Source organism: Parachlamydia acanthamoebae (assembly GCF_000875975.1).
Lineage (GTDB): Bacteria > Chlamydiota > Chlamydiia > Chlamydiales > Parachlamydiaceae > Parachlamydia > Parachlamydia acanthamoebae.
The window spans coordinates 138438-152558 of record NZ_BAWW01000005.1 but is presented as its reverse complement, the minus strand read 5'-3'; the positions used below and the strand labels follow the sequence as shown (position 1 = coordinate 152558).

11 protein-coding genes and 1 other RNA gene are annotated in these 14121 nt (G+C 37.5%); 8 read left to right on the top strand and 4 right to left on the bottom strand.

Annotated elements, in window-relative coordinates; genetic code table 11:
• Positions 1 to 54: 54 nt before the first annotated feature.
• The 5 genes from rplT to AOM43_RS03095 all read left to right on the top strand — a co-directional run bounded on the left by rplT (position 55) and on the right by AOM43_RS03095 (position 4789).
• Positions 55 to 411, top strand: coding sequence for a 50S ribosomal protein L20 (gene rplT, locus AOM43_RS03115; RefSeq protein WP_013924851.1), 357 nt, complete (start codon positions 55 to 57; stop codon positions 409 to 411).
• A 132-nt stretch (positions 412 to 543) separates the two neighbouring features.
• Entirely contained in the window at positions 544 to 1572 is a 1029-nt protein-coding gene (pheS, locus tag AOM43_RS03110; protein ID WP_006340931.1) for a phenylalanine--tRNA ligase subunit alpha, read from the top strand.
• 3 nt (positions 1573 to 1575) lie between these two features.
• Positions 1576 to 2463, top strand: coding sequence for an RluA family pseudouridine synthase (locus AOM43_RS03105; protein ID WP_013924852.1), 888 nt, complete (start codon positions 1576 to 1578; stop codon positions 2461 to 2463).
• Entirely contained in the window at positions 2460 to 3509 is a 1050-nt protein-coding gene (locus AOM43_RS03100) for a glycosyltransferase family 9 protein (RefSeq protein ID WP_013924853.1), read from the top strand. The genes AOM43_RS03105 and AOM43_RS03100 overlap by 4 nt, the downstream gene beginning before the upstream one ends.
• Positions 3510 to 3544: 35 nt before the next feature.
• Positions 3545 to 4789 (top strand): hypothetical protein, encoded by a 1245-nt coding sequence (locus tag AOM43_RS03095; RefSeq protein ID WP_006340927.1) that lies wholly within the window; start codon positions 3545 to 3547, stop codon positions 4787 to 4789.
• Here AOM43_RS03095 and AOM43_RS03090 read toward each other — a convergent pair.
• Positions 4786 to 5901: a phosphotransacetylase family protein gene (locus AOM43_RS03090; protein WP_006340926.1), complete on the bottom strand. Its 1116-nt coding sequence runs from the start codon at positions 5899 to 5901 to the stop codon at positions 4786 to 4788. The genes AOM43_RS03095 and AOM43_RS03090 overlap by 4 nt on opposite strands.
• A 124-nt stretch (positions 5902 to 6025) precedes the next feature.
• Here AOM43_RS03090 and AOM43_RS03085 point away from each other — a divergent pair, with 124 nt between their 5' ends.
• The 3 genes from AOM43_RS03085 (at position 6026) to ffs (ending at position 7408) form a co-directional block, all read left to right on the top strand.
• On the top strand, positions 6026 to 6691 hold the full coding sequence (locus tag AOM43_RS03085) for a MazG family protein (RefSeq protein ID WP_226987372.1): 666 nt from the start codon (positions 6026 to 6028) through the stop codon (positions 6689 to 6691).
• A complete protein-coding gene (locus tag AOM43_RS03080) occupies positions 6688 to 7191 on the top strand; it encodes an NUDIX hydrolase (RefSeq protein WP_006340924.1) in 504 nt (167 codons plus the stop codon). Before AOM43_RS03085 ends, AOM43_RS03080 begins: the two co-directional genes overlap by 4 nt.
• A 118-nt stretch (positions 7192 to 7309) precedes the next feature.
• Positions 7310 to 7408: signal recognition particle sRNA small type (gene ffs / locus AOM43_RS03075), an RNA gene on the top strand.
• A gap of 436 nt (positions 7409 to 7844) precedes the next feature.
• On the opposite strand, the gene AOM43_RS03070 is transcribed toward ffs, so the two are convergent.
• The 3 genes from AOM43_RS03070 to asnB all read right to left on the bottom strand — a co-directional run bounded on the left by AOM43_RS03070 (position 7845) and on the right by asnB (position 13981).
• Positions 7845 to 10910, bottom strand: coding sequence for a hypothetical protein (locus AOM43_RS03070; RefSeq protein WP_013924857.1), 3066 nt, complete (start codon positions 10908 to 10910; stop codon positions 7845 to 7847).
• Between the two features lie 181 nt (positions 10911 to 11091).
• Positions 11092 to 12060: a class I SAM-dependent methyltransferase gene (locus AOM43_RS03065; RefSeq protein ID WP_059358978.1), complete on the bottom strand. Its 969-nt coding sequence runs from the start codon at positions 12058 to 12060 to the stop codon at positions 11092 to 11094.
• A 22-nt stretch (positions 12061 to 12082) separates the two neighbouring features.
• Positions 12083 to 13981 carry an asparagine synthase (glutamine-hydrolyzing) gene (asnB, locus tag AOM43_RS03060; protein ID WP_059358976.1) on the bottom strand — a complete coding sequence of 633 codons (1899 nt, stop codon included), beginning with the start codon at positions 13979 to 13981 and terminating at the stop codon, positions 12083 to 12085.
• Between the last annotated feature and the right edge of the window lie 140 nt (positions 13982 to 14121).

Genomic DNA, 14121 nt, shown 5'->3' with positions numbered 1-14121 from the left:
CGATAATAAACGTGTCTAGGCTGAAAGCTTAGATGTAAAATAGTGGAGATTAGCATGGTTAGAGCAACCAACGCTGTCGCTTCACGTCGTCGCAAAAAAAGACTGCGTAAACTATCGAAAGGATTTGTTGGAGATCGTAAAAACCATTTACGTCTAACAACCGAAGCTGTTATGCGTGCTATGGCGTACAACTATCGCCATCGCAAACTGAAAAAACGAGATTTTCGTAGTTTATGGATTATGCGTATCAGTGCTGCAGCAAAAATTCATGGGATGTCATACAGTAAGTTGATCCATGGATTAAAAGAAGCACGATGTGAACTTGATAGAAAAATGTTAGCCGATATCGCAGTACGCGACCCTAATAGCTTTGAAGCTGTAGTGGTTTGTGCAAAGGCATCCCTCGCTTAGAGGTTTTGATATCGACTGGTTTTAAGCAGAGCCCTAAGCGGCTCTGCTTTTTTTTTGGAACGAGATTGATTATTTCGTTTTCCTACTTCTTATCGACCATCAATGAAGACCTGTCAAAGTGAGTAAAAAATAATGGACATAACAATAGAGTCATTACGGAACGAATTTAACCATGAATTAAATACAGCTCATTCTTCCGCTGATTTGGAACAGATCAAAGTTAAATACTTAGGAAAAAAAGGACCTCTGCAAAATTTGATGAAATCCCTGCGAGATGTTTCCCCTGAAGAACGCCCAGAGGTTGGAAAGCAAATTAACTTACTCAAAGAAGAGATGGAAGGCGCGCTAGAGGCCAGCCAAACTCGATTTCTTTCAACCGAAGAAAATGCCCAATTAGAAAGAGAAGTGATTGATGTGACACTTCCTGGACGCAGACGTTTTGCTGGGCGTAAACATATCATCACACAAGTTCTCGACGAAATGATCGATATCCTTATTGAAATGGGCTTTTCAGTTCAATATGGGCCTGATATTGATTCTGACTATTACAATTTTGAAGCACTAAATTTTGCGCCTGATCATCCAGCACGCGATATGCAGGATACTTTCTACCTTTCCACCGATATGCTTTTAAGGACACACACCAGTAATATTCAAGCGCGCATCATGGAAGCTAATCGTCCGCCGATTCGTATCATTGCTCCTGGAAAAGTTTATCGTAATGAAACCATTACAGCACGTTCACACGTTTTCTTTCACCAGGTTGAAGCATTATATGTGGACGTCAATGTGACATTTGCCGATCTTTTAGCTACTATGGACCAGTTTGTAGCAAAATTTTTTGGACGTGAAATTGAAACACGTTATCGCCCTAGTTATTTCCCCTTCGTTGAGCCTGGCATGGAAGTTGATATTTCGTGTCTTAACTGCCATAAAAGCGGCTGCTATCTTTGTAAGCACACAGGCTGGCTAGAGATTGCAGGGGCTGGAATGGTTCATCCTGAAGTGCTTAAATATGGGAATATTGATCCCGAAGTTTATACAGGTTTTGCTTGGGGAATGGGCGTTGAGCGTTTAATTTTATTGAAACACGGGGTGAGTGATATCCGTCTTTTCACAGAAAATGATATGCGCTTCTTGACCCAATTTCCAGAAGTTTAAAATATGCACATCTGGAAAGTGGCTTCGGCAGAATCAGGCATGACCCTAAATGCATTTCTCAAACTCAAATTGGGGGATGCCTATTCCGCTAAACAATTAAAGCATGCTATTGAGCGTAATCTTTGTCGCATCAATCAACGAGTGGAACGCTTCGCCTCTACACGTGTTGCAAATGGCGATCAAATTGAATGGGACAACGACAAGCTTCAATTTCTTTTTGCTTCTTCCCAGTTAAAATTTGAAGCTAAGCGGATCATCTATGAAGATGCTGATCTCTTGGTTTATGATAAGCCAGCCGGAATTAATTGCGATACGAGTGGTATTGTTCGACTCATCCATCAGAAGGATCCCTCACTTAAGCTTGTTCACCGCCTTGACCGCGACACGACCGGTATCCTTTTGTTTGCCAAGACAGACGCAGTTTTGCACAAAATGATTCATTTGTTTAAAACATTTAAAGTGAAAAAGACTTATTATGTCATTGTGGACGGTGCTATTAGCAAAGAGAAAGGCGTCATCGACAACAACCTTGCTCCTTTGCATAAATACCAAGGACAAACAGTTTGGGGACAGGCCACAGGATCTAAAGGTGTACATGCCCGTACTGGTTGGAGAAAAGAAAAGAAAGGTCAGGATTGTACTTTAATCCAATGCTATCCAGTTACAGGGATCACACATCAAATTCGGGTACATATGAGTGAAATGGGGCATCCTATTTTAGGCGATTACCAATATGGTCGACGTTTTATCTGTTCTTATCAACCCTCACGTTACTTGCTGCATGCTTATGAAATCACTTTCCCACATCCGAGCTCAGAAAAAGAGATCAGGTTAAAGGCCCCGCTGCCTTCCGATTTTAAACAAGCCCTTGATCATTTGAGGCTGATATGAAAATTCTTATCGTGAAGACTTCATCTTTAGGCGATATCATCCAAACATTTCCAGTCCTTGACTATTTAAGAAGTCGCTTTCCGCATGCCCAGATTGATTGGGTGGTAGAGAAACCATTTTCTGAACTTGTTCAAGGGCATCCAGCGGTCTCAAATGTACTGTACGTCCACACCAAAAAATGGAGAAAATTTTTTCCTCTAAGAGAAAATTGGTGGGATATTTGTGAAACATTTTCGAGTTTGCGTAAAGTCACCTATGATGTGATCTTTGATTTACAGGGAAACAGCAAATCAGGGCTTATTGTGGGAATGGCTAAAGGCATAAAAAAAGTAGGATTTGGATGGAATTCTGTGCCCGAATGGCCAAATTTGCTTGTCTCAAACGTGAAGTTCGATCCTCCTGTGGGCTATAATATCCGAGAGGATTATCTTGCCATCCCACAGCAATTTTTCAATGATTTCACTTACGTTCCTCAAAAGATCTTATTGAATATTTCTGAAGAAAACCAAGCTTGTGTGAAATCTCTATTAACTTCCGGAAAAACTGTCTTGGTTTGTCCAGGGACAATTTGGCGCAACAAGCAGCTTCCCGAAAAGACGTTGATCGAACTGCTGCGCATGATCCAAGAAAGATTTGCCTGCCGTTATTTGTTTATTTGGGGGTCTTCTGACGAAAAAGAGATGGTTCAAAGACTCCATACACAATTGATTCAAAATAGCCAAATCGTCGATAAACTTCCTTTGCCTCTCTTACAAAATCTGATGAGTCAAGTTGACCTTGTGTTGGCCATGGATTCTCTTCCTTTGCATTTGGCTGGCACGACTGGTACACCCACATTTAGCATTTTTGGGGCTTCATTAGCCTTGAAATACCAGCCGTTAGGGACACAAAGCCACGCTTTGCAAGGAAGCTGCCCCTACGGTCAAACTTTTACCAAGCGCTGTCCAAAACTACGCAAGTGCTCATCTGGGGCCTGTATTCAAGAACTTTCTGCAATAGACATTTTTCAGTCTTTTCAGGCACAATGCTCTCGCTATTTGGGCTAACGTCACTATTTTACACGTTTGAACGCAGGTTTCTTATGACAATTAAATTCGATTTTTCGGATGGTAATTTTCAATCCAATTTAGTTAAAGCAGCTAAAGATCCTAAATTTGTCATGACAACAAAATTCGGGGTGCGGAAAAAAGATGGGAGATTAAAAGGATGTATCATATATGTCCTTAATCTTGTTCTCAAACCTTTTAGAAGAAGTATTGCTTCAACAAATGCCGAAAAATCTTTAGCGACTGCCCAAAAAACGATTGAATCTGCTCGCGAGATATTTTCCGATCTGCAAAATTTCAGAAATATGCATAAAATTTTGGAACGCACCATTTTTCTCGCCAGAATCGATCAGGCAGAGAAAGAAAAAATGATGGCAATTTTGAACTCTAAAATTTTCCCTTCAGAAGCATTCCTAGAAGATGCACAAGAAAATTTAAAAAATCTAGAAACTATCAATTCTATTCAGCCTGCAAGTGAATTAGAAAAAAATGAAATCAAAGGCAAAGTAGCCAATATATTTCGATTTTTGGATTCCATTGATTCAGATATCATTCATTCACATCTCAATGAATTAGCCGAAGCCGTTGGAAAATATGGTTCTATTTCTATGGTGAATGAGGTATTCAAACGAATTAATACTGAACCCAGCTCTAAACATTTTATTTTTGTTAAAGCTGCAATTAGCGGCACTTTCTTATCAAAAAACAAAGAAATTTTAAATGCTATCCAACAAGATGTTAGATCTTTGGCAAACGGAGAGTTTTTATTTCATGCCGCGATCGTGTACATAGCTTTGGAAAATGAACTTGATCTTTCTGATGATTTTTTTAACTTTGCATTTGATTTTTGCAAACCGACTTTACAAAGAGATGATAACGAAGTTTCCGGATTATTTTTTCTTATGGATTGCCCAATAAATAAGTATAGTCTAGCTTTTGCGGAAAAATTTTTGACTAGGTTTCCCCATCTAGTAAATCACCCAATAAATCATGTGCATCCAATTCTTTTGGCGATAGCAAATAATTCAGTGGCATTAATTGAGCTATTTCTGGAAAAGGGTGCAAATCCTAATATTCAAATTCCCAAGTTAAAACTGATTCAATTAGTATTAAAAGATCCCCTTTTGTATCCGATTGCGGAAAGATTAATCAAAGCAGATACATCTAAACAAACCTGGTTGGATGCCGGATTAATTGAAGTGAGCGAGAAAGAGACCATTTCTTTAGAAAAAGTTCTCGAAAGATTTAAGGCGACTTATCCTCTTCCAGCATCAATTTAATGTGAGGAATGCCCATTTGTGAGTAAGTTGAAATCCACATTATCTTCCACTAGGGATATCGCTTTTTCTACTTTTGGAAGGTCTTCCATACGGATTTTGGCGATATAAGAAGTGATCATTTTTAAAGCATCGTAGCTATGCAAGGGAGCATATAAAGTGGGGATGTCTACCCGTCGAATTTGTTCGCAAATTTCTTTGCTTGGCGGATGTCTACCAGTTAAAATCATTCCACCTTGAAAATCCGTGCCATCCATTTTAGAGGCAGCTAGGTGCTGTTTCAAGACCGAATGAATAATATCTTCACGACTAGCTGGCGTAATCACTAACTCATTTAGAATCACTTCTTCTTCATAAGCTTCAAGGGAAGAGGCAGCTAAACGAGTGTGTTTAAAATGGCGATAGCGATGCTGCTCGCCAGCAAATAAGGTGGTATCAAAAAGATATTCAAAGTCTTTAATGGTGGGATTATTTAAAAATTCGTTGTAAGGAATGCATCCTGCCAAAGGGATGTTCCATTTTTTAAGCAAGCGAGGGAAGTAATGCAGAATCATCTCCCTCTTTTCCTCATAAACGCGATTAAGAATAACTCCGCGGACTTTAACCTTATGTTCTTTGCACAAAGCTAAGTTTAAAGCAAGTTCGTCATAAGCCGAGCCAAGTCCTCCAGAGGTTACGATCACCATTTCAAGACCCAATAAAGAGGCAACCTTTGCATTGCTTAAATCGATGATAGAGCCTACTCCAACATGTCCCGTACCTTCCACAATGGTGTAGTCATTGGCTTTGGAGATTTTCTGAAAAGAGTGCTTAATTTTTTGCGTCATGCCTTCTTCAGTGACTTTACCCTCAATAAAATCTCTCGTAAAACCTTGTGGAATAATCACAGGACTCATATCTGCCCAGGGATCTTCTAACTGAAAGGCATTTTTGAATAAGATCACATCTTTATCAACCGTCACATTTCCTTCAATAGTCACATGTTGTTGACCAATAGGCTTGATAAATCCAACTTTGGAATACCGTTTTTTTAAGCCCGAAATAATTCCTAGACATAACGTTGTTTTGCCAATGTTTTGTCCTGTGGATGCGATAAAAACTGAGGATTTTGGCATTTTAACATTCCTTGTTGGCAAGTCAAACTATGAAAGCTAAGGCAAAAAAAGGCAAGAACTTGATGAGAGAAATCGGGATTCATGATAAATTGCTTCTTTTTGATTTTAACTTGGGGTGCGCAAAATGACACAAGCGGATGAAAATTTGCTGGGCAAAATTCGAGAACTTCTAGACGTTTTAAATACATTGCTGGGGCCCAATGGATGTCCTTGGGATCGCGAACAAACGCTTGAAACCCTCCGTTCAACTCTTTTAGAAGAAGCTGCTGAATGGATTGAAGCTGTCGATTCAGGGGATGTTAATCATATGGAGGAAGAGCTGGGCGATCTCTTTTTAAATCTTTTCTTTATCACCAAATTAGCTGAAAAAGAAGGAAAATTTAGAATGGCAGAGCCTGTTGAGCATATTATTGCAAAGCTGATTCGCCGCCATCCCCATGTATTCAGCACAAAAAAATTGGAGACCGCGGAAGAAGTTGCGAGTCAATGGGAAGCAATTAAAGCTCAGGAAAAGCAAGAAAGAAAAAGTGCTTTAGATGGGATTTCAAAAGCGCTTCCAGGTTTAACGCGTGGAATGAAAATAGGAAAAAAAATCAAAAAGACAGATTTTTCCCTAGGGAACTTTAAAAGCATTTCTTGGGATTGTGCCGATGAAGAATCGGTCGGAAAGATGCTATTTTCTCTCGTTTTATATGCGGAAGAAAACAAAATTGATCCTGAAATAGCTTTGAGAAAAACACTTTCTAACGTTGAAAAGCATTTTCGTACTTACGAGGGAACAATAGAATGAGACAATTTACAACATCCGTTTACATTTTAGAAGAACAGAAAGTTCTTCTGATCTTTCATAAAAAACTGCAAAAGTGGTTGCCTCCTGGAGGGCATATAGAGCCAAATGAAGCTCCTCCAGAAGCAGCTAGACGTGAAGCTTTAGAAGAGACAGGATTAGAAATTGGTTTTTTTCTACAAGAAAATGTTTGGATAGAAAGATGGAATGCGACAAGCTTTGCTCGTCCTTATCTGTGTCTAACCGCTGAAGTTCCTGCTTATCGGGAGCAGCCGGCACACCAACATTTAGATTTTGTTTACTTGGGATTTCCATTAAAAGGAGAAATCACACAGAATGTTGAAGAAACGGAAGGAATTCGTTGGTTTACAGAATCTGAAGTCGAATTATTAAAACCCGACGAAGAAATATTTGTCGAAACTCAACAAGCTTTGCGGAAGATTTTTTCAGAAGATTTAGCAACATTTAAAAAATCCCATTTGTCTACTGCTGGGACTATTTGAACGAGGAGCTATGCATGAAAGAGAGCTTCTGTATGCCACTCTTTATAGAAGCAAAAATAACCATTGCAGTTAACTCACTATTTGGTTAACCTTTTACTTTCAATCTATTCCTCTTTAAGCCGGGGACCTCATAGAATGAAACAGTCCGAACCAGGTCAGGACAGGAATGTAGCAGCCTTAAGGATGTTGTTTGTGCTTTGAGACAATCTCCGGCCCTTTTTTTCAAAAAATTCAATTCTTTTCTATAAAGAATACCTTTAAAAATTATGAGAATGATTACCCTTTTTAAACTTTTAAAATAGTGGTGATAAAATGCATGCACCATCACGATAGTGAACGTTTGCATATGGTATCGACAAGTCAAAGCTCTCCATTAACTTTTTTCTGTTATTATTTCTCTATTTTGTTCTGCATCCTCAATTTCGCTTATAATTAAAAATTTTGTAAAGCTGTGTTAATGAAATAAAATATTTTTTTAGGGTGTTTCCTCATTGTAGCCTGATAAGCTTTTGTAAAAGGTTATTTTTTTACAAAACTTTAAAAATGAGAGATTGCGGAATGATCGAGATAAAATGTGTTTGATTTCTGCAGGAGAAGTCTTATGACTTCTCCTGCATAAAAAAAAGGAATTTTAATGTGATAAATAAGTGTTTTTATTCATCCATCTTTTCTTTACCTTTGTCTTTTCGTTTTCTTTTCGCAAGAGGTTCTTCGGGTTCTAGAGAATCTTTACTCAACGAATCCGCTGGTTCTATCTTCGTTTCTTTAAATTCGAACTTTCTTTTTGTTTGCGTAAAAGAGTCAATAGATGTGGTGGGTAACCAGGCCATGATTTGCATTATGCTATTGAAAGAAAGGTTTCTAGACAATACATGATCTAGGAATTCTCGAGTATAACCATTCATTTTAAGCGCTTTTATAAACGGGAAAGTCATTTCCGAAAATTGAAACATATTTGAAACATTTGGTAAAATCGAAGCAAGAGCTCTTTCACCTAAAAACGTTCCTAAAGAAGCGGCTTCATGTCGTTTACGTTTCTCTAAAATTGAAAAGCAAATATTTTTAACGGCCTGTTGAGTAACATTGATAGGGTATAAAGCAAAAATTGTTTCTAAACACTTAATTTTACTTTCAATAGCCATCAAAGGTGCATTTAGGAGTAATATACCGATCTTCTTAAGATAAGTATTTCTTTCTTCTTGTGCTTCTACTTTTTGTAAGGCTTTTGTATTTTCTTTAAGTAAAAATGTAAAAATATCTTTCGATTCATTTTCGAAGTATATTTTTAAATGTTTGGCTCCAAGTGCATCATAAGCCTCCTTCCAAGCACTTATTTTGTTGAAAACAATTTCATTTAAGCATCTGGTAGAGGATTGAGTAAGTTCAAAATCTGCTAATAATCGTAAGGCTTTATTTAAAGGATAAAGTACAGCTTTGTGTGTTTTTGATCTACCTAAAAGGCGATGAACTTCTTTAGCCTCTCCACGAATTAAATGAACTGCAAGTAAGGATGGTATCATCCGATCTTTAATATTTTTTAAGGAATCTCCTTTTTTTGTTTTGCCCCGGTGAAAGCCTTCAACGAATTTCAAGACATCCGGTAGACATTCTTCTTGTTTTGAATGGATCAGCAAATATTCTAGTAGGTCAATTAAATTTACTGGGAAAGATTGCTCATCTTGATAATTTTGTAGAGGCAAGAAGAATTTATTTCCAATTTCTAGACTTATTTTGATAGGCTGCTTACAGGCATAATGAATAAGTTGAATATAGAATTTTTGTTTGAGTTTTGAGTCATGAAGTAATTCAAGTCTCCCTAGCAGCTCAGAAAATAGTTCGAGCTTGTTTCCTGTCTGAGCATGTTCGAGATCGTTAATGATGACTTCTAAAAACATGTTGCGTGTTTTTTTTCCGAATCGTCGATTTAATTCTAAAGCATTGGCTAGACCGTTCTCACCCTTTAAAATTTCTTGCATCAACATGGTACGAAAAGCGATTTTGTCAAAAGCCTTTTGATTTGATAGCCGATTTTCTTCATCACGTAATGCACACAATGCGGCATCTATTTGATTAAGGCGAAGATATTCAATGACCTTTTCTGAGAAAGAATAATCAAATTCTTGTTTTTGCTTGGAATGTTCTTTATGCATGATTAAGTTATTTTTAACATCGTCAGTTAATCTATCCTGCATGGCTTGTACAAATTCAGGAAAACGATCTTCATATTCGGTAAAATCCAAGGCTAAATCCAAGGTAATTAATCGAAAATGATCAAGTAACTCTATAAAATCTTTTAAGAAACGTTGATGATCCTCATTATCTTGAGAAAGATCTAAATGATGAAAAGTTTGTAAAAGACGGGAATTGTAAAGATAATATGGATCCGCTTTTTTTGTCGAATCTTGCAATCCCTGATATATATGTAAAAATTTTACTAGCGTTTTTAGCCACTCTTCTGGGTCTTTGGTCGCTTGGAGTGCGGATTGAAAGGTACAGAATATGCTATGGAAAGCAGTATTAAGGATATAAGCATGTTGATTATTTTTGGGGATCGTCCATATTTTGGGAGGAGCTCGCAAAGCCGGGAGCGGGAATGACAAACCTTTGGTCTCTATATTCAAAATACAATCACAAAATGTTTTTGAGACTTCAGCGGCTTGATTTGAAGAGATGTTATGAATCATTGCATGAAATGCAAAGGAGGCGAACACGCTTTCCTGAACACTAAAGACTAGGGATGCTTCTTGTTTTTCAATTGTTTTATTTAATATTAGTGAACCCCAGTCAAAATGATCTTGTAAACATGATTTGGAGATATTTGCTGCGCTATCAATGATTTCAAACAGTTTTTTTGCAAGAAAGGGGTCTCTGATATTTTTTGCTAAGCTGATAAAACTATGGAGGACTAAGTAATCTCCTTGTTCATATAATTTCGGAAGTGCATCTGTGAACGATAGGGATAGGTCTGAGTTGAAGCGTTGGGGAAGTGTATCTTTAGATGATAGGAGAAAGCTGGGATTTGAGCTTAAATAATCCTTATCGCTAAGTACTTCAAAAAAATAATAGAGACATTTTTGTCGTTTAGCACAATGTATCCCATTAGGTCCCATAATCCAACCGAATATTTCTTCAATACTGCTTTCGGTTGTTAAAGACATGAACTTATGCAACTGCTCTTTTACTTTAGTATTGGATCGATTACATGTAATTAACATGTAGCAAGCGTATTTTCTCTGATTTAAATCAAAAGCATCGTTATTGACAATCTCTTCAAACTGTTTTAGTTGGTATTCATTTGGTAAGTTGTCACCAAGAGAAATCGTCAGCAATAATACTTGCAAATATTCTATCGAAAAAAAACTTGCAAATTGATAAATCTCGGGGAGTAAAGAAACTGAATTTTGCATTATGGGTTGAAAGTATGCATAGAAACTATTTTCAGAGTTTTTCTTAATCGCACAATCAATGACAAAATCTAGAACGGCGGCGCTAAATTTCAATCGAGCTTCGCTCAGTTTCGATTCATCTGATTCTCCATAAGCAAAAATTTCTTTTAGGATACCTAAGTTGTCAAGGATCCGATTGTCAATTACACGTTCGTGTCCATCTAAAGTGTAAATCTTCACATAAGTAATGGATTGTGAGTGATTGTCTGAATTGTTTAAAGAAAATGCTTGATAATCAAGGGGGGCTGAATGAAGATTTGGAGGGACTTGCATGAACATCCTTTTTATTATTGATTAATTTAGGGGAGGATGAAAATTTTAACAATTTACAATAAAAAATGCAATTGTTTTGCTGATTTAATTTCAGATAGGAATGACTATGTGTTTTTATATATAAATTAAAATGTTATTATCTATTTAATTAAGCATATAAAATAAATAAGGTGTGAGAAAGTTATTCCCACACCGATCTTTTTTGTTTTGGCAAGATGGGTTGTTCATTGATAGGGGTTTTTTCAATAATCGGTCGGCGTGATCCAATGAAAACAACATGGCTAATTCCATTATCTCCCCAAATAAAGCGGCAAGCTTTTTCACATAGCAGAAGAGACGTACGATTTTGTGAAAGCCAATTAAAAACAGGAGCAAAAATGAGTTTCGGGATTTTCCATAGGTTTCCAAAAAAACGATTGCTATTCCATTCCATCCATTTTTTTTTGATTCCGTTAGTTTTTTCGAGATATTTTTTTTTATAGATCGGATCTTGAGAGGCCCGCACAAAATGGGATGGAATTTCAAAAAAATCTCTCAGCTGAATATATAGGCTGTGATGGCTATACACAATTTTATGAATCTTAAATTCTGTTTCCGCTAATCCTAAAAACCGTTGCAATGCATCTTCAGAATAAATATCAACGGGTGTCGAGCAAACAGCAAACCCTTCGTTAGTATTTAAACGAGCAAGTTCAGAAAATAAGATCCGAAAATGGTTTGAAGGGAGATAGGCGATGACTTCTGTGCAAATGACAAGGGGATATTCTCCATCGAGCAAAGAGGTGAAAGGAAGATGGCTTTGAATAGGCTTGATCTTTTCAGAATGAAATATTTCTAAGTGTTTAAGGGCAGATGGTGCGATGTCCACCGCATCTACTTGCGAGCCCATTTGGCTTAGTTTTTCCGAAAAAATCCCATATCCACAGCCGAGATCAGCAGTTTTTTTTGGGGGGGTGGGAAAAAACTCTTGGATGAGATTCCATGTTTGATCTATGCGTTCACGCTCCATGCAATTGCGTAAGGGATTAAATTGCTCTGGATTATTTTGCCACATTTTTTCAAAGTGTTCTTCTGCTTGCTTTTTTTGTTGATTCAAATTTGAGGAAGCACTTGGTTTAGAATCTTTTGGAGGAAGTATTTGTAACGCCATATTGCTTGCTTTTGTTTGTTATTTAATATTCTAAGAGGATTTCTTTGACACTTAAATTTGGGGGTTCGGAGGAAATCGGTCGATTGATATAAAGACGAAACCAAATTTCCAGAATGAGAACACTCCATAAATACTTAAAGGCGTAAGGCGAAGTTTGTAGCTGATCGATTTGCATCTGCACCCACCTTAAGGAAATAAGACCGCTTTCTACGAGAGATCCTCGCTTCAAAAGAAGAAATACTTCTCGTATTTGGGGGGTAATTAACCACTCCCTAAGAAATGTTTGACGCGTCTTTTTTGGCCGCTGAGCAACTGAAGAGGGCAAAGCAGCTTTCATAATCGCTTTTAAAAAAGAAGCTGTTTCACTTTCATCTAGATATTCAGGTTCTTGAAATGTTGCGAGATATTCAATGAGATGATGGTCTAGGAAAGGCGTACACCATTGAAGCTGATGGGCAGTTGTTAGGCGCTCATATTGCAAAATAAAACAATCGGGTAAGCGCGTTTTAACATCAAAATAAAGAAAAGAAGACGTGAGTGATTTAATTCTCTCCAAATGATGAAACTTATGCAAAAAAACTTCCGGATCAAATAATCCAGCTAATTTAGGAGCAGCTCTGGCAATTTCCCTCTCGCTAAAAATCGTATTTTTTTTCATGTAGTTAAATTGCCATGGATTTGTTCCTGCATGGCGTAGCAGAGGATAAGCCCAAGATTTATTGACGACACTTAGTAAAGGAATTAAAAAGGAGCGCATCATCTGCATGGTAAACTGTGCCAAAGGTGAAAAAAAAGATTGCTCGCGCTCTTCAGTTGTATAACGATTGTGACCCGCAAAGATTTCATCACTCCCCATGCCCGAAAACACAGTATGTGTTTTAGTTGAAGCAAGCTTAGCAAGTCGCCACGTTGCCACAATATTGGGATCTGCTAATGGCTCATCGAGATACCATATAATTTTGACTAAATCAGACAACAGATCGGATGGAGGAATTTGTTCAGTATAGTGAAGCAAATGAAACTGCTGTGCAGTTTCTTTTGCAGCTTTGACGTCTTCTTCGTTTTCTTTTTCAAAACCAACCGTAAAAGCTGCAAAGGGGCGTTCCTCAAGAACTTTACGCATATAATAAGCAATGCTTGCAGACCCCAAACCCCCTGAAAGAAAGCATCCGACCGGTTTATTTTCAGGCATTCTAGCCTCGACACTTCGGTAAATCAGAGCATCGAGTTGACTAAGTAATGTGCGCTTAGAGTCATTTGAAGACTTTTTAAAATAGGAACTATAAGACCAATAGGACTCAATAAATTTGCTGCCATCAAAGTTTAATTGCAGATAATGACCAGGCAGAAGTTTGCAGATGTTTTGAATGGGGCTCATATCTTGCGGAACATAGCCAAAAGTCAGATAAGCAGCAAATGCATCTATAGCAGGGGTTTGTGCGACAACTCCCGTTGCTAAAATTGCTTTTAATTCGCTTGCAAAAATAAAATAATGAGATTGGTGATACCAATAAAGGGGTTTTTTCCCAATTCGATCCCGTGCGATAATCATCCTTTCTTTTTCTTGATCAAGGATAGCGAGTGCAAAGTCACCATCGAGATATTTTAAGAAGGAGGGCCCCCAACAGATATAGGCGGCCAATATTAATTCTCGCACATTTAATTTTAGAGGAGCTTGAATCGTTTTTGTGAGTTCTTTATGCAAATCTTTTAAATTGTAAAGATTTCCATCGAAAGCAAGTACAATATTTTTTTTAGGAGGTATAAAAAGTTTTGTTCCAACGCATCCCAACTCAATGTTTCGAAAAGTATACGAATCGCTAACATTTCCTCCGCGCATTTTCAGAGCATTTAAGAGGGAAACGCTTAAATTGTTCATCTGAAAAATGTCTGGATATACAATCCCCGCGATTCCTTCCATGTCCATTCCAAAGTGTATATAATGAATATCAAATACTGTTATAATAAGGTTAAATTATTTTGTCTTGCAGAAAGCACTATTTTGGCAAATCTTCTCTGGCTTTTTTGTCACTATTGAGCTTTTAGTCAGCTTCATTTTTT